The sequence below is a fragment of the Burkholderia sp. 4NA327C6 genome, from assembly GCF_005502655.1.
Taxonomy (GTDB): Bacteria; Pseudomonadota; Gammaproteobacteria; order Burkholderiales; family Burkholderiaceae; genus Burkholderia; species Burkholderia contaminans.
This window is the reverse complement of record NZ_SCNZ01000020.1, coordinates 1-15,002: the sequence shown is the minus strand read 5'-3', so window position 1 is coordinate 15,002 and position 15,002 is coordinate 1. Positions and strand designations below refer to the sequence as shown.

General features: G+C 69.8%; 16 protein-coding genes and 1 pseudogene. 6 read left to right on the top strand and 11 right to left on the bottom strand.

Annotated features, from left to right (window positions below):
* The first annotated feature begins 35 nt into the window (after positions 1-35).
* The 4 genes from FFS49_RS20790 to FFS49_RS20775 all read left to right on the top strand — a co-directional run bounded on the left by FFS49_RS20790 (position 36) and on the right by FFS49_RS20775 (position 3,747).
* The gene (locus FFS49_RS20790; protein ID WP_105815655.1) at positions 36-371 is read left to right on the top strand and encodes a c-type cytochrome; all 336 of its coding nucleotides are present in this window, start codon (positions 36-38) and stop codon (positions 369-371) included.
* Between the two features lie 21 nt (positions 372-392).
* Positions 393-1,421, top strand: coding sequence for an LOG family protein (locus tag FFS49_RS20785; RefSeq protein ID WP_105815654.1), 1,029 nt, complete (start codon positions 393-395; stop codon positions 1,419-1,421).
* Positions 1,422-1,560: 139 nt separating this feature from the next.
* Entirely contained in the window at positions 1,561-1,785 is a 225-nt protein-coding gene (locus tag FFS49_RS20780; protein ID WP_039353447.1) for a hypothetical protein, read from the top strand.
* A 195-nt stretch (positions 1,786-1,980) separates the two neighbouring features.
* A complete protein-coding gene (locus FFS49_RS20775) occupies positions 1,981-3,747 on the top strand; it encodes a SulP family inorganic anion transporter (protein ID WP_105815653.1) in 1,767 nt (588 codons plus the stop codon).
* Positions 3,748-3,845: 98 nt separating this feature from the next.
* Here the strand turns inward: FFS49_RS20775 and FFS49_RS20770 are convergent, their stop codons facing one another.
* Positions 3,846-4,085 carry a hypothetical protein gene (locus FFS49_RS20770; protein ID WP_039353453.1) on the bottom strand — a complete coding sequence of 80 codons (240 nt, stop codon included), beginning with the start codon at positions 4,083-4,085 and terminating at the stop codon, positions 3,846-3,848.
* Positions 4,086-4,135: 50 nt separating this feature from the next.
* Complete coding sequence (locus tag FFS49_RS20765; RefSeq protein WP_039353456.1) at positions 4,136-4,786, bottom strand: BON domain-containing protein; 651 nt, start codon at positions 4,784-4,786, stop codon at positions 4,136-4,138.
* Between the two features lie 230 nt (positions 4,787-5,016).
* Here FFS49_RS20765 and FFS49_RS20760 point away from each other — a divergent pair, with 230 nt between their 5' ends.
* The gene (locus FFS49_RS20760; RefSeq protein WP_039353460.1) at positions 5,017-5,682 is read left to right on the top strand and encodes a nitroreductase family protein; all 666 of its coding nucleotides are present in this window, start codon (positions 5,017-5,019) and stop codon (positions 5,680-5,682) included.
* 105 nt (positions 5,683-5,787) lie between these two features.
* Here the strand turns inward: FFS49_RS20760 and FFS49_RS20755 are convergent, their stop codons facing one another.
* The 4 genes from FFS49_RS20755 to FFS49_RS20740 form a co-directional block, all read right to left on the bottom strand.
* Positions 5,788-6,222, bottom strand: coding sequence for an Hsp20/alpha crystallin family protein (locus tag FFS49_RS20755; RefSeq protein WP_105815652.1), 435 nt, complete (start codon positions 6,220-6,222; stop codon positions 5,788-5,790).
* A gap of 180 nt (positions 6,223-6,402) precedes the next feature.
* Positions 6,403-6,678 carry a DUF1488 domain-containing protein gene (locus FFS49_RS20750; RefSeq protein WP_105815651.1) on the bottom strand — a complete coding sequence of 92 codons (276 nt, stop codon included), beginning with the start codon at positions 6,676-6,678 and terminating at the stop codon, positions 6,403-6,405.
* Positions 6,679-6,743: 65 nt separating this feature from the next.
* Positions 6,744-7,214 carry a universal stress protein gene (locus FFS49_RS20745; RefSeq protein WP_105815650.1) on the bottom strand — a complete coding sequence of 157 codons (471 nt, stop codon included), beginning with the start codon at positions 7,212-7,214 and terminating at the stop codon, positions 6,744-6,746.
* 143 nt (positions 7,215-7,357) lie between these two features.
* The gene (locus FFS49_RS20740; RefSeq protein ID WP_105815680.1) at positions 7,358-7,831 is read right to left on the bottom strand and encodes a hypothetical protein; all 474 of its coding nucleotides are present in this window, start codon (positions 7,829-7,831) and stop codon (positions 7,358-7,360) included.
* Positions 7,832-8,323: 492 nt separating this feature from the next.
* Between FFS49_RS20740 and FFS49_RS20735 the strand changes: the two genes are divergently transcribed.
* On the top strand, positions 8,324-9,928 hold the full coding sequence (locus FFS49_RS20735) for a bifunctional aminoglycoside phosphotransferase/ATP-binding protein (RefSeq protein ID WP_105815649.1): 1,605 nt from the start codon (positions 8,324-8,326) through the stop codon (positions 9,926-9,928).
* Between the two features lie 69 nt (positions 9,929-9,997).
* On the opposite strand, the gene FFS49_RS20730 is transcribed toward FFS49_RS20735, so the two are convergent.
* From FFS49_RS20730 to FFS49_RS42050, 5 genes and pseudogenes are all read right to left on the bottom strand, one after another.
* The gene (locus tag FFS49_RS20730) at positions 9,998-10,447 is read right to left on the bottom strand and encodes a CBS domain-containing protein (RefSeq protein ID WP_105815648.1); all 450 of its coding nucleotides are present in this window, start codon (positions 10,445-10,447) and stop codon (positions 9,998-10,000) included.
* Between the two features lie 189 nt (positions 10,448-10,636).
* Positions 10,637-11,107 (bottom strand): hypothetical protein, encoded by a 471-nt coding sequence (locus FFS49_RS20720; protein WP_105815646.1) that lies wholly within the window; start codon positions 11,105-11,107, stop codon positions 10,637-10,639.
* Positions 11,108-11,493: 386 nt separating this feature from the next.
* Positions 11,494-12,753 carry a nitrate/sulfonate/bicarbonate ABC transporter ATP-binding protein gene (locus tag FFS49_RS20715; protein WP_171026808.1) on the bottom strand — a complete coding sequence of 420 codons (1,260 nt, stop codon included), beginning with the start codon at positions 12,751-12,753 and terminating at the stop codon, positions 11,494-11,496.
* 119 nt (positions 12,754-12,872) lie between these two features.
* A complete protein-coding gene (locus FFS49_RS20710) occupies positions 12,873-14,606 on the bottom strand; it encodes an ABC transporter permease subunit (protein ID WP_105815643.1) in 1,734 nt (577 codons plus the stop codon).
* A 123-nt stretch (positions 14,607-14,729) separates the two neighbouring features.
* Positions 14,730-15,002: pseudogene (locus FFS49_RS42050) on the bottom strand (nicotinate phosphoribosyltransferase); the annotation flags it as partial.

Genomic DNA, 15,002 nt, shown 5'->3' with positions numbered 1-15,002 from the left:
GATGCGGCCCTGCCGATCCCGACAAGGAAAACGACATGAACCTCCTGCGTAACGCCGCCTTCTGCGTGATCGCCGCGATGGCCCACCCGGCCACCGCGCAGACGGCCGTGCCCGAGCCGACCGATCTCGTCAACGCGCAGCACTGCATGTTCTGCCACACGTCCGACATGACGTTCCTCGGGCCGTCGTTCCACGACATCGCGCAGCGCTACCGCGGCGATCCGGCGGCCGCGGCGGAACTGGAACGCAAGCTGCGCGTCGGCGGCCGCGTGCACTGGGGCGACACGCCGATGCCGTCCGCCGAGGATCGCGGCGGCCCGCTGTCCGCCGACGACGCGCACCAGCTCGTGCAGTGGGTGCTCAGCCAGTAACCGGCCCGCCGCCCGCTGCTCATGTCGACCGTACTCAAGCGCGTTCCTGCCGGTAACGCACGCGGTGAAGTGCGCCGCCGTACTGCAGGCGGCCCGATGCCGGCGGACACGCGCGGCCGGCGCACCCGCACGCGGCCCGCTGCGGTCGTCGGCCACGACGGCGCCGGGCGCCGCCCGCGTCGCGCGTCGGCTCCCGCGCAACGCGCGAGCTGCACGCCCGCCGACGACGATGCCACCGTCCTGCAGCGCACGGGCATGCGCGGCATCCGGCTGCAACTCGACTACTGGAAGGCCGAGGAACGCCTGCAGAACGAACGCATCGGCCATGCAGTCGTGATCTACGGCAGCACGCGCATCGTTGCCCCTGCCGTTGCAAATGCGCGGCTGAACGAAGCCAATCGCCTGCTTGCGGCGCGTCCGCACGATGCGGGCCGGCGTCGTGCCGTCGCGGCGGCGAGCCGGCTCGTCGAGCACAGCGTGTATTACCGCGTCGCGCGCGAATTCGGGCGCATCGTCGGCCACGCCGACCGGTGCACGCGCACCGCGCGGCTCGCCATCGTCACCGGCGGCGGCCCCGGCATCATGGAGGCCGCGAATCGCGGCGCGTACGAGCGCGGCGCGCCGAGCATCGGCTTCAACATCGAGCTGCCGCGCGAACAGGCGCCGAATCCGTACATCACGCCCGATCTCTGCTTCCGGTTTCACTATTTCGCGATCCGCAAGCTGCACCTGCTCGAACGCGCGAAGGCGGCGGTATTTTTCCCCGGCGGCTACGGCACGTTCGACGAGCTGTTCGAAGTCCTGACGCTGCTGCAGACGCGCAAGATCCCGCCGCTGCCGGTGATCCTCGTCGGCGAAGCGTACTGGCGCCGCGCGGTGGACCTGGCCTTCCTCGCCGACGAAGGGATGATCGACCGCAGCGATCTCGACCTGTTCACGTACTGCGAATCCGCCCCCGACATCTGGCGCGCGATCGGCGGCTGGTATGCGCGGCGGCGCACGGCGCGGCCGGTGCGCCGCCGCACGACGCCGAAGCCGCGTGCCATGTAGGAATCTGCCGACGCCCGCCGAACGATTCCTACCGCAGCTTCGGAGCACGCCGATTGAATCGCGCCGGCGCGGCAACGATACTGAATTCATGGATCACGGCTGCGCGGCATCCGGGTTCCAGGCCATCAGGAGAGTCGTCATGTCACACGCTACCCCTCTTCCCGATCCGGGCGATCAGGCCGGCCGCACCGACGCAGCCGCGCTCGACACGCAGGCGCTCGTCGCCCTCGCACGCGACGCCGGCATGCTCGTGATCCTCGACGGCCAGATCGGGCGCGAGCGATACGAAAGCGTGACGGGATCGATCGCCACGCTGGCGCGCTTCGCGCAGGCGCTGCAACTGTCGGCGCTCAAGGCCGCCTGAAACCGCGTGAAACCGCGCATCGCCGTGCCGCGCCGCCGGCATCCGGTGCAGCGGCAGCGGCCTTGTCGCCCGACGCAATGACCCCTGTCGCCCTGCCGTTTCGCACGTCTGCCCGGGCTGGCCGCATCCCGGTGACCGTGCGCCGGGCGGCGCCGCCCCTCCCGCTCGCCCGGACGGCTCCCGGATGAAGCCGCCATGAACCGGCCTCTTTCCGCCCGCGTCGCCCACCTGTTCCCCGGCATCGCGCTGCTCGCGACCTACCGTCGCGCATGGCTCTCGCGCGATCTCTATGCGGGCATCGCGCTGTCGGCCGTGCTGGTGCCCGTCGGCATGAGCTATGCCGAGGCGGCCGGCCTGCCCGCCATCACGGGGCTCCATGCGTCGATCGCCGCGTTGCTCGCGTATGCGCTGCTCGGCCCGAGCCGGATCCTCGTCCTCGGCCCCGATTCGGCGCTGGCCGCGCTGATTGCCGGCGCCATCGCCCCGCTCGCCGGTCACGATCCGCAACGCGCGATCGCGCTCGCCGGCGCGCTGGCGCTGTCGGCCGGCACGATCTGCATCCTGCTCGGCGCGCTCCGCCTCGGCTTCGTCACCGATCTGCTGTCGCGCCCGATCCAGTACGGCTACCTGAACGGCATCGCCATTGCGCTCGCGATCGGCCGGTTGCCGGAACTGCTGGGCATGCCGGTATCGGGCGGCGACGTGTTCACCAGCGTGCCGCGCATCGCGCAGGCGCTCTCCGGACACCGGTTTTCCCTTGCCGCGAGCGCGCTGGGCATCGGTACGCTCGCCCTCATTTTCCTGATGAAACGCACGATGCCGCGTGCGCCCGGCGTGTTGATCGCGGTGCTGGCCGCAACCGTCGTCGCGCAGGTGCCGCCGTTGCACGGCGTGGCAACGATCGGCGCCCTGCCTGCCGGTGCGCCCGTGCCGCATCTGCCGGCCGTGTCCGTCGCCGATCTGGTCGCGCTTGCGTCCGGCGCGATCGCCGTCGCACTGGTGTCGTTCGCCGACATCAGCATGCTGTCGCGCGCACTGTCCACACGCGCCGGCGATACGCCGGACCGCAACCAGGAACTGCTCGCACTGGGCGCGGCCAATCTGCTGGCCGGCGTGATGCAAGGGTGCGCGGTCAGCAGCAGCGCATCGCGTACGCCCGTCGCGATCGCCGCCGGCGCGCAGAGCCAGGTCACGAACCTGGTCGCGGCGGCCTGCATCGCGCTCCTGCTCGCCGCCGCCCCGGCGCTGCTGACCCTCGTGCCGCGCGCGGCGCTGGCCGCCGTCGTGATCTACGCCGCGTTCGGCATCGCGGACGTCCGCAGCGTCGTGCGGCTGTACCGGATGCGTCGCGGCGAATGCCTGATTTCGGTGCTGTGCTTCGCCGGCGTGATCGGCATGGGCGTCGTGCCCGGCATCCTGCTCGCCAGCGCGCTGTCGCTGCTGTCGTTCGTGTGGCGCGCGTGGCATCCGTACGATGCGGTGCTGGGCCGGCTCGCCGGCGTGCGCGGCTATCACGACGTCGCGCGGCATCCGGACGCCGTGCTGATACCGGGCCTCCTGCTGTTCCGCTGGGATGCGCCGCTCTTCTACGCGAACGTCGAGATCTTCTGCGAGCATCTGCACGCGGCGCTCGCGAAGTCCGCGCCACCGGTTGCGCGCATCGTCATCGCGGCCGAGCCCGTCACCGATATCGACACCAGCGCCGCGGACCGGCTCGTAATGCTGGGCGAGGAACTCCGGGAACGGAAGATCGCGCTGAACTTCGCGGAAATGAAGGGCCCGGTGAAGGATCGCCTGCGCGCCTACGGGCTGTTCGACGTATTCGGCCCCGCCTGCTTCTTTCCGACCGTGACCGACGCCGTCGCGCATCATGTCGGGCGGCGACGCAGGCATGCGCGCGACGACGAACCGGTCCCGCGCGCCGCGCCGCCGCGTGCCACCCGTGATCGGTCGGACGGCTAGGCACGTCGATGTCGATGCACACGCGATGCGGCGCCGATTGCATCGCGTGGCGAACGGAACGCCGGCACCCGTGCGACACGCGCATGGGCGCCGCGACCTCAAACCGTGAACGTGTTCGACTTCCTCATCTCGATCCACGTCATCCCGGCGCGCAGCCCGTCGATCGCGGCTTCGCGCTCGGTGTCGTGGGTCCGGCTGTGTGCGAACGTACGCTCGCACGCGCCCTCCGGCGACACCAGCGTCACGTGGATCCTGCAACAGTAGCCGCCCGTTCCGGCGGCGATCGTCTCGATCGCCACCGACCAGTCCGCATCGCGTACCTCGCCTGACAGTGTCATTTGACTCCCCCTTCCGCGCGCACCGCGCATCCGGTTGCCGCTTGCCGGCGTTACTCCACGACCAGGTCGTCGACGACGGCACGCACGCCGCGCGCCGACCATGCCGCCCCGCGCACGGCCTTGCGCTCGGAGAACGAGCCGACCTTGCCGGACAGCCGCACCGTGCCGTCGCGCACCTCGATCGCGATGTGCTTCGCCTCGCGCTCCGCATGGCGCATGATCGCGCGCTTGATGTTGCCGCCGATGTCGGCCGAGCCGATCGTCCCCTGCACCGCGATATGGTCGGTCACGCCGGTCACGCTGCGCATCTGCGAGATCGCCCGCACGGCCAGGTGGCTCTGGTACGCCCATTCGACCCTGCCGGACAGCGTGATCCAGCCGTGTTCGACCTGCACCTTCACCGCGTCGTCGTGCAGCCCGACGGTCCAGTGCAGCACCGAACGCACCGCGTTCGCGATGTCCTCGTCGGTGCGGACGTCGTCGTCCGGCAGATGCACGGTCATGTCGACGACGAGCGCCTTGACGCCGGCCACGCGGTTCGCCGCCCGCTCGATCGCCAGCTTCTCCGCATAGCTCGGCGGATGCCCCGAGAGCGTCACGATCCGGTTGACCACCTCGACACCGATACGTGTCGCGTCGATCGCCGGGTCGGACTCCAGTTCGTCCTGAACGTCCTGCTTCAACTGCTTGTCGGTCTTCATCGCCTGCACTCCTGTGAGCCGCGGCGCGCCAGTCCGCCGCACACCTCCAGATTTGCACACGCGCGGCCGGGGATCGCTGATGCAGGTCAACGGACGCCGCTCGACGCGCATCGCAGCCCGCCGGAGCACCGCTTGACGGAGGTCAAGCCGATGCGGCCCGGCCGTCTTATCGTGAGATCGCCGATGCGCGACGTTCCAGGCGAGCACGGCGATGCTCCAAGGAGACTCACATGACGGACCAGCAACTGTTGGCCTATTCGCCAGCGCCACCGGCACGGCCGGTATCGCCACAGGGCGAATCCCCGGCCTTCATCGACCTGCCGCATCCGGACCTCGACAGCGGCCCGCCCTTGATGACGGCACTCGCAGCCAGAATGAGCGCCCGCGAATTCGCCGCCACGCCGCTGCCGCCCGCGACGCTCGGCGCGATGCTGTGGGCCGCGGACGGCGTCAACCGGCCTGCCGGCGGCGGCCGCACGGCGCCGTCCGCGCATGCGTTCAACGAAATCGACGTGTACGTCGCGCTGCCATGCGGCGTCTATCGCTACGACGCGCCCGCGCACCGGCTCGTGCTGAAACACGCGGTGGATGCCCGCAACCTCACGGGTTACCAGGACTTCGTCGGCCGCGCGCCGCTGGATCTCGTCTACGTCGTGCGCACCTCGGCGATCCTCGACATGCCGCCGCAACAGCGCGACGTGTTCTCGGCGATCACGGCCGGCGCCATCGCGCAGAACGTGTCGCTCTACTGCGCGGCCGCCGGGCTCGGCACCGTCGTACGCGGCTGGATCAACCATCGCGCGCTTGCCGATGCGCTGCGGCTGAACGAGGACGAGCTCCCGATCCTCGCGCAGACGGTGGGCTACCGGGCTGGCGGCACGGGATCGCACGCGTGAGCGTTCGCGCGACCGCTTCAATAAAGACGGCGCGCGGATCGCTCCGCGCGCCGGTATCTCCCTTCGGACGACGCGTACCCGCATCGCCCGCTGCCTGCCGTCCGATCAGCTGATCGCCAGCTTCTTCTGCGCGACCGGCGCCTTCTTCGGGAGCGTCAGCGACAGCACGCCGTCCTGGTACGTCGCCGATGCATTCGCGTCGTCGATCTCGCCCGACAGCGAGAACGAACGGCTGATCGCACCGCTGTAGCGCTCGCGCCGGATCACGCGTTCGCCCTCCTTCTGCTCCTTGTTGCGCTCGATCTTCGCGTTGATCGATACGGTGCTGCCCGTCACCTGGACGTCGATGTCGTCCTTGGCGACGCCCGGCAGTTCCGCGTTGACCTTGTATGCCTCGTCGCTTTCCGTCACGTCGATCTTCATCGAGGCCAGGTCGGGCCCGTCCGCAAGCGTCATTCCGCGCAGCGGCCTGAACAGCCCCTGAAACAGGTCGGCGACGGGTTCGATCGAAAACGGATCGTAACGCGTGACATTGCTCATGGTTCGTACTCCTTGAACGATAGACAAGCGGCCCGCGCGTTCGTCCCGCCCGCGCGACGCCATGATCAAGACCGGATTGGCGCGGCACCGTGTGCCGCACAACGGACGAACGATCATCAGGATTCCAGCGTAACTGCCCGTATCGGCACGCGCTTGATGCGCGTCAACGACTGCGGGCGCTCACGTGCAGAACCGGAAATAGCCGCTGTGAAGCAGGATCGGCCGGCCGCCCATTTCCTCGAGCAGGCAGCGTGCGGCGCGCTCGATCGCGGGACGGTGGCGGGCAAACGCCTCCACGAGATCCTGCTCGCGCGGCGACGCCGCGCGGAAGTGATCCTCCAGCGCTGCCGCGGTAATCCCACAGCGCACGCGGTGGCCTTCGACCAGCGCCGGAAAGGTCAGTGACGGATCCTGGCCGCAATACGTCGGATGTTCGGAAGGAAAGGAGATCTGCATGATGGTCACCTCGGCAGGTTGCGCACGGGCAGGCGCCGGCGGGCGGCGCTGCGTGCATGGCGGCCCTACGCCGCCGCCTCGGCCGGCGCGGCGTCGCTGCCGCGCATGAGCAGCACCGGGCAGCTCGATCCGCGCAGGAACCGTTCGGCGACGCTGCCGAGGAACAGCCGCCGGACTCCGCGCCGCCCGTGGGTGCCGACCACCGCGAGATCGATCGACCGCTCGGCAACGTAACGCTGCAGCCGTTCGGCGATGCTCTCGCCAAGCTCGGTCTCGACGAGTTCCGTCTCGCCGTTGACTGCCGCGTGCGCGATGGTTCGTTCCGCTTGTCGCAGGACCGACACGCCGTCGCGCCGGATCTCGGCGAGCAGTGCATCCGGGTCCATACGTCCGCCGAACGTGATCATCAGCGACTTGTCGACGACGAAAACGGCGAACAGGCGGGCCCCGCACGATCGCGCCACCTTCAAGCCCTCGTCGAGCGCGCGTTGCGATGAAGGACTGCCGTCCATGGCGACCATGATGTTCGTGTACATACCGACCTCGCTGGATGAACCGACGCGCCGGCGGCGTTCGGCATGGTTTTCATCATCGGCGTTCGCCGGAAGCGGGCGTTGACGGAGGTCAACGGTTCGGAGTCACGCGGAAACCGGCACGCGAGTGGCCGCGAGACGCCGGATCATCGCGGCACGACGGGCGCCGTCGGCGCATCGGACGAACGCGCCGGGTTTCCGTATGACCGGAAGCCCCGCTCGATGTCGAGGATCCTCGTCGCGCACGCGTCGTACCGCCAGCCCGGGCCGCCGTCGCTGGCGTACATGCCCTTGCACATCGCCTTGAGCCGGATCACCGAAGTGCCGCCCGACGTCGTACGGGAGGCCCACAGATACACTTCTCCGGCAAGAAACGGCGCCGCCGTTTCGATCGTGTCCGCATCGGCGCGCGTGATCCGGGTCGACGAATGCGCTTCGACGTAGCCGCGTGCGAAGTGCCATGCGCGATCGCATTCGGCAGGTGTCGAACACTGCAGCACCGCGGCCTGGCGCGTCGCGAACAATTGCGTTTCCGTCGACCGGAAGGCCGTGTTCCGTTCCGCACCGGCGCACGCGGCCAATGCAACGAGCACGCCGACCGCCCATAAACGTAGTTTCATCGCCGCTGCCCCGCAACGCATCGCATCGAATTCCGCCCGCAATCGGGCGGCATGAACACGCTCGGCGCGAATCCGGCCGTGTCGCGGCCCACTTCCCGCATTCGGCACGCAGCCTCGTCCCGCATCGCGCAAGCGTTCGAATCGACTGTATTGCGCGCACGAAGCGCGCGGATGATCTGCGTCAATCACCCGCCTGTGCGGTGCGAACCACTCGCACCGCGCAGGCCGCCGATGGTGTGGACGCGACGGCGTTGCGCCGACGCCGGGCCAGTGCCGGCTCGCGGAGCCGCGTGCGGGACGCGCGAGCGCGACAGGCTTGACGCGCATCAAGCCGGAACGGGTGCCGGTCGGCTGCAATAGGGGTCGTCGCACGCGTCACGTTGGGCCTGCCGGCCCGATGCCGCGACATCGAGCAGACGGGCACGGAGCCGTTCCCGTTCGACGACCACCCGCGGGCGCCGCCGCATGCGCCCCGCCACCGATCCGTACGCCATGCCCCGAGCACCACGCCTGCCGTTCAAGTCGAGCCGCGGAGCCGCACGACGCGAAACCCTGCAATTCGATCGCGCATTGCGCCGGCCCGCCAACTATCCCCATCCCGCCGGCCGGATCGAACGGATCGAAACGCACCTGTCCGTCGTGTATCTGGCAGGGCGTTATGCGTACAAGCGCATCAAGCCCGTCCGCTTCGCGTTCGTCGACCTCGTGCGCCCCGCGCAGCGGCGCCGCTGCGCGCTTGCCGAATGCACGCTCAACCGGCCGTTCGCCGGCCCGCTGTACCTGGGCGTCTGGCCGCTCGTCGCGCAGGGCCGGCGCAGTGCATTCGGCCCGCCCGTGGCGACCGCCGCGCGCCGGCGCCGACACGCCGCGGTGCCGGGCGAGCACGTGGTGCGCATGCGCCGGTTCGATGCGACTGCGATGCTGTCGGCACGCAGCGCATCGCACGACGTGGGCCTGACGGATGCGGACGCACTCGCGGTGACGCTGGCTCGCCATCACCTTCACGCGCCCCGCCACGCGCCGCGCGGCCACCCGGGCAGCGCGGCCAGCGTCGCGGCGCAATGCCGGCCGTTGTGCGACACGCTCGACGCGACCGTGCCCGGGGAAGCCGCGCTGCGCCGCTGGTACGAGGCCGAGCTGGCCCGCATCGCACCGCTGCTCGCCGAGCGGCATGCGCACGGCTTCGTGCGCGCGTGCCACGGCGACCTGCATCTCGACAACGTCGTGCGCTGGCGCAACCGCATCCTGATGTTCGACTGCATCGAATTCGACGACTCGCTGCGCTGGATCGACGTGGCGAGCGATCTCGCGTTTGCGCTGATGGATTATTCCGCCCGCGGGCGAGCCGACTGCGCCCACCGCCTCCTGTCCGGATGGCTCGCCCGCACGGGCGACCATGCGGCGCTGGGCGTGCTGCCGTGCTACTTCGTCTATCGCGCGCTGGTGCGGGCGATGACCGCGCGGCTGCGCGGCGACGAAGCGGCGCGCGGCCGCTATCTGCGCGTCGCGTCGGACGTGGCGCAGGCGCGGCGCGATGCGCAACCCGTGCTGCTTCTGTGCCGCGGCTTGTCCGGCTCGGGCAAATCGGTGGCCAGCCGCGCGCTGGCGGAACAGATCGGCGCGATCCGGCTGTCCAGCGATGTCGAGCGCAAGCGCGACGCCAGCGCGCCGGAGCACACCCGGCTGCCCGCCGACGCGTACTCGGATACGGCAATCGACGCGACCTACGACAGGCTCCGTGAGCAGGCCGGCGTGGTCCTCGCCAGCGGCTACACGGCGATCGTCGACGCGACGTTCCTGCGCCGGCACAACCGGACGGCCTTCATCTCGCTCGCCGCGCAGCTCGGCGTGCGCGTCGCGATTCTCGACTTCAGCGCGAGCCCGGCGACGCTCGCCGCGCGTGTCGCGGCCCGGGCCGCCCTCGGGCGCGATGCGTCCGACGCCGACACTGCCGTACTGGCCACGCAGATCGCGCATGCCGAGCCGCTGGACGGCTCCGAGGCCGCGATCGCGATGCGGTTCGAGACGGAATGCGATGTCGCGGCATACGGTGACCGTGCATTCTGGGCGCCGTTGTTCACCCTGCTACGCAGATAACCGCGCGGTGGGTGGCGCCCGGGGAACGGCGCCCACACCCACGACGGGCGCTGGGCCGGCGACACGTCGTTACGCGCGGAAACGCTGCTCCTCGATCTGCTGCAGCTTGCCGACTTCCGCGACACTGCCGAGCAGCCCCGCCAGATGCTCGACGATATCGTCGAGCGTCACGATGCCGGAGAGACGGCCCTCATCGTCGACCACCGGCAAGCGCCGGATGCCCGACCGGCGCATCTCCTCGAGCGCGACGCCGATCTCGTCGGTGTCGGACACGACGACCAGGCCCCGCGACATGATCTGGCCGGCCGTCACGCCGCCCGGATCGTCGCCGCGGGCCATCACCTCGATCACCAGGTCGCGGTCGGTGACGACGCCGATCGGGATGGCATCGCCCTCGCGATACTCGATGACGACGATATCGCCGACATGCGCGTGCCGCATGCGATCGGCCAGTTCGAGCGCACTGCATTCCACGGTGCAGGATTCGACCGGCCGGGTACTGATTCTTCCGATGTGCATGATGAGGCTCCTGTTGCGCTTTCGGTGGAAGCACGCACGCGTATCGCCCGACGGCGTCGGCACGAGCGGCGTCGCGCACTTCGCCCACCTGGGCGGCATGCCCGGCGCGCTCGTTTGTCTCGCCGTCGGGAGAAGACGCGGGAACGTGCACGCGGAGCCCGGTTCCCGCCCTCGGCGGGAACCGGGCGCCTAGATGCTGAGATATCCCTGGAACAGCCACGGCGGGCCGGATCGGTCGCCGGACACACCCGACATGCAGACGCCCGCGGCCGGCGCGCAGATCCCCGAGAAGCCGGGTGAACCGTCCGGCCAGAACGACGGCACGAACGAGAATTCGCCGTTGACCGTCATGACGAAATCGCGGTTGAACGGCGACGGCGCAAAAATCGTCACCTCGCGGAAGAACGGCGTGCCGTCGTGATGCAGCGCGCCGCGCGCGAATGTCCCCCTCGAGTCGTAGCGCGCCGGCAACGCATAGATCCTGCCGCCGCGCTCCACGGTTTCGGCCGGCGTGTACACCAGTTCCACACCCGGATAAGGCAGACGATAAGGCTCGCGGCAAGCCGGGCCGTCGGGCCCGACCACGAGCGGCGGATGCGCCCAGAGCGACAGCGACAACGGGCTCGTGCGCTGTGCGAAATATTCGGAAAGCCAGTTCATGGTCAGTCCTCCCGCGGACGATCGGCGGCGTGCAAACGCAGGGCAATCCCGCCGGTTCGGCACGCTCGCGCCGACGGCCCATCCAGCGTCGCATGCCCCGCTGTGCCACGCTCGATGTCCGGACGATCGACCTCGCGTCGCCACGCATCGATCGGATGCCTGAACGACGTCGTCAGCGAACGCCCGGTGTGTTCCGGTGCCGGATCGGCAAGCTGCCTGCCGGCGGCATGGCGCGTGCCGCCGCGTCTTGCCGTCGACGATGCCTTCATTCTCGATCGCAGCGCGCGGCGTACGTTGACGGAAGTCAATGCGCACCGCGCGGCGCGATCGACGTCGAATCGTCTGGCCACGTCACGCCACGTCGCATTTGACGAGCGCGCGCACGGTCAACGGCCGAACGTGCGCGTATGGTCGTCGTAATCGAACAGCCCGGCGTAGCGGCCCCAGTCGGTCACGACGCGCAACGCCTGATCCGCGCCGCGCGGATCGAGATGATCCTCGAGTTCCAGTTCGAAACGCTCGCGCGGCGCGCGATGCCCGGCGCGCTCGTCCAGGACTTCGTCGATATGCGCGCCAAGCGGCACGAATTTGACGACATGCTCCCGAAACAGGCGCCGCCGGGCCTCGTCGTCGCTGTGCGCGAACAAGTGGCCCGCCGCGCTCAGCCGGATCGTGCGGTCGTGCCACTCGGCAAAGGCGAGCAGATGGAGCGCCGCGGCGGTCGAATGGAGCGCGTCGGCCCGCAGCGCGAGCGCCGATGCAATCGTGCCGAGTTCCGCATGGCCGTCGTACGGTGCGGCCGCGAGGGTCTCGACGAACCCGGCGAGATGGTGGCTCGTCACGTCGGGCAGCGTCATGGCCAGCGCGCCGCCGGCCGCGTCGCGGGCCTCCGCCGCATCGGCAATGCGGGCGGTCAGCGTCGCGTAGATCTTGCCGACGATCGCCTGGAAGGCCGGGTCATGCCGGCTGCGCGGACGTGGCAGCGGCACGTTAAGCGCGGCGTCGATGCGGGCCGGACCGGCGCCGAGCACGAGGATGCGATCGCACATGAGCACGGCTTCCTCGATGTTGTGGGTCACCATCATCACCGACCGGGTCGACAACTGGCGCGCATCCCACAGGTCGAGAAAATCGGTACGCAACGTTTCCGCAGTGAGCACGTCGAGCGCCGAGAACGGTTCGTCCATCAACAGCATCACGGGTTGGCTGACGAGCGCGCGGGCGAACCCGACCCGCTGGCGCATGCCGCCCGACAGTTCGCGCGGATAAGCCGATTCGAAACCGTCGAGTCCGATCAGCTCGATCGCGGCGGCGGCCCGTTCGCGCACTTCGCGTGGCGGGAGGCTCAGCGCATCGAGTCCCAGCTCGACGTTTTCGGCGACCGTCAGCCACGGGTACAACGCGAACGTCTGGAACACCACCGCGATGCCGCCGGTCGGGCCGGCCAGCGGTGCCCCGCAATACGCGACCGCACCGGACGAGGGCCTGACGAGCCCGCCCGCGATCCGCAGCAACGTGGACTTGCCCGAGCCGGAGCGGCCGAGGAGCCCCAGTATTTCGCCCTCGCGCAGCGTGAGATCGATATCGGCCAGCACGTGCAGCGGTTCGCCGGACGGCTTCGTGAACGACTTGCAGACGGCGCGCATCTCGAGCACGGCCGGTGTCTGGCCGGACGACGGCGTGGCGGCATTCGCGACATGCGCTTCCTTGCATTCACCGAGGTTCGACACGCCAGTCTCCTGCGGGTAGGGGATCGGGTTCCGGCTCAATCGAGCCTCGTTCTGCGTTCCGCGAACGCGTACATGGGGCGCCACACGAGCCGATTGGTCGCGATCACGAGCAACGACATGACGGCGACGCCGAGTGCGATGTGCGGATAGTCGCCGGCGTCGGTCATCCGCGCGATGTAGGCGCCCAGTCCGCCGGCATTCAGGCGCGTGCTGCCCCAGCTCACGGCTTCGGCGACGATGCTCGCGTTCCATGCGCCGCCGGACGCGGTGATCGCGCCCGTCACGAAGTACGGCAGGACGCCCGGCAGCATGACGCGACGCCACCAGGTCGCCGGCCGGACCCGGAAGCATGCGGCGGCTTCGCACAGGTCGGCCGGGAACGCGCTCGCACCGGCGATCACGTTGAACAGCACATACCATTGCGCGCCCAGGATCATCAGCAGGCACAGCCAGATATCGGGTTCGAGACGGAAGCGCACGATCGCGAACACGGCCACCGGAAACAGCAGGTTGGCCGGAAACGCGGCAAGGAACTGCGTAACCGGCTGAACGCGTGCGGCGACGCGCGGCCGAAGGCCGATCGCGATACCGATCGGCACCCAGATCGCCGAGGCGATCACGACCAGCACCGTCACGCGGACGAACGTGAGCGCCCCCGCGCCGGCCACGACACGCAAGTCGGTCCAGGTCAGCGTCGCGCGGCCGAGCCGGAACAGCACGTACGCCGCATACGCGCCTCCCGCGGCACACAGCGCGAACCAGAGCACATCGCCCGCATGGCGCGGCAATGCGATCCGGTCGCGCCACGGCCAGGCTGCCCCGTGGAGCCGCGCACGTGCCGCACGGCGCAACAGCATGCCGACCGGGGCGACCGCGCGCGCCATCCATCGCGATCGATGGAACAGGTCGAGCATCCAGCTGTGCGGCGCGACAGCGGGCGCGGCATCACCGTAGCGGAATCGTTCCGACCACGCGACCAGCGGCCGGAACAGCAACTGGTCGTACAGGACGATCGCGATGCTCATCGCCACGATCGCCCAGCCGACCGCGGCCAGGTCGCGGTTCGCGATCGCCTGCGCGACGTAGGCGCCCACGCCGGGCAGGTCGACGTGCAGGCCGCCGACCGCGATCGCCTCGGACGCGACCACGAAGAACCAGCCGCCCGACATCGACATCATCGCGTTCCAGACGAGGCCGGGCATCGCGAACGGCACCTCGAGGCGCCAGAAGCGCTGCCATGCCGAAAGCCGGAAGCTGCGGCTCGCCTCGTCGAGATCGAGCGGCACCGTGCGCAGCGCCTGGTAGAAGCTGAACGTCATGTTCCACGCCTGGCTCGTGAAGATCGCGAAGATCGCCGCGCATTCGGCGCCGAGGATGCGCCCCGGAAACAACGACAGGAAGAACAGCACCGTGAAGGACAGGTAGCCGAGGATCGGCACCGACTGCAGCACGTCGAGTAACGGAATCAGCACCCGCTCGGCCGACCGGCTTCTGGCCGCCACGGTCGCGTAGACGAACGTGAAGACGATCGACGCGAGCAAGGCCGCGAACATGCGCGAGACCGTGCGCAGCGTATAGCCCGGCAGCGCCGCCGGAGACAGCGAGATGACCGGGGGATGCGCAACCGCGAGCGGGCCGGCCATCTGGTGCGCCGAAATACCGGCCAGCAGCAGGAGACCGGTGACGATCAGCATCGCCGCGAGATCCCGCCAGCCCGGCACGGGCAGCGTCCAGCGCCCGCCCCGCAATACCTCCGCATGGTGCTCCACGGTGCCCCTCCCCGCCGATGATCGCGGTTCATCTTCCGGGGCGGACGGGCGAGCCCGGTTGACCTGTGTCAACCGTCCTGCAGCAGCCGGCACGCGTCGCGCCGATCGCGCTGCGGGCCTCGCTCATGCTGCTTGCTGCCTCGCATGCGCGTGGGCGTCCGGCCCGCCGCCGCACTGCGCGACGCAGGCCACCAGCGCCGGAGAAATCGCCGCCCGCAGCGGCATCACGGGCGCCAGCGCGTGCATGAGATCCGGCAGCGTGGACAATTCGCGCAGCGCATGCATGCGGCTCTCGTCGAGCGTCGGCGCCGGGAACCGCGCACCCGAGACCATGACCGGCTGCAACAGCGGCCTGCCGTCGACGCGCTCGCCATCGAGACCGATGCAGTCGGCGGC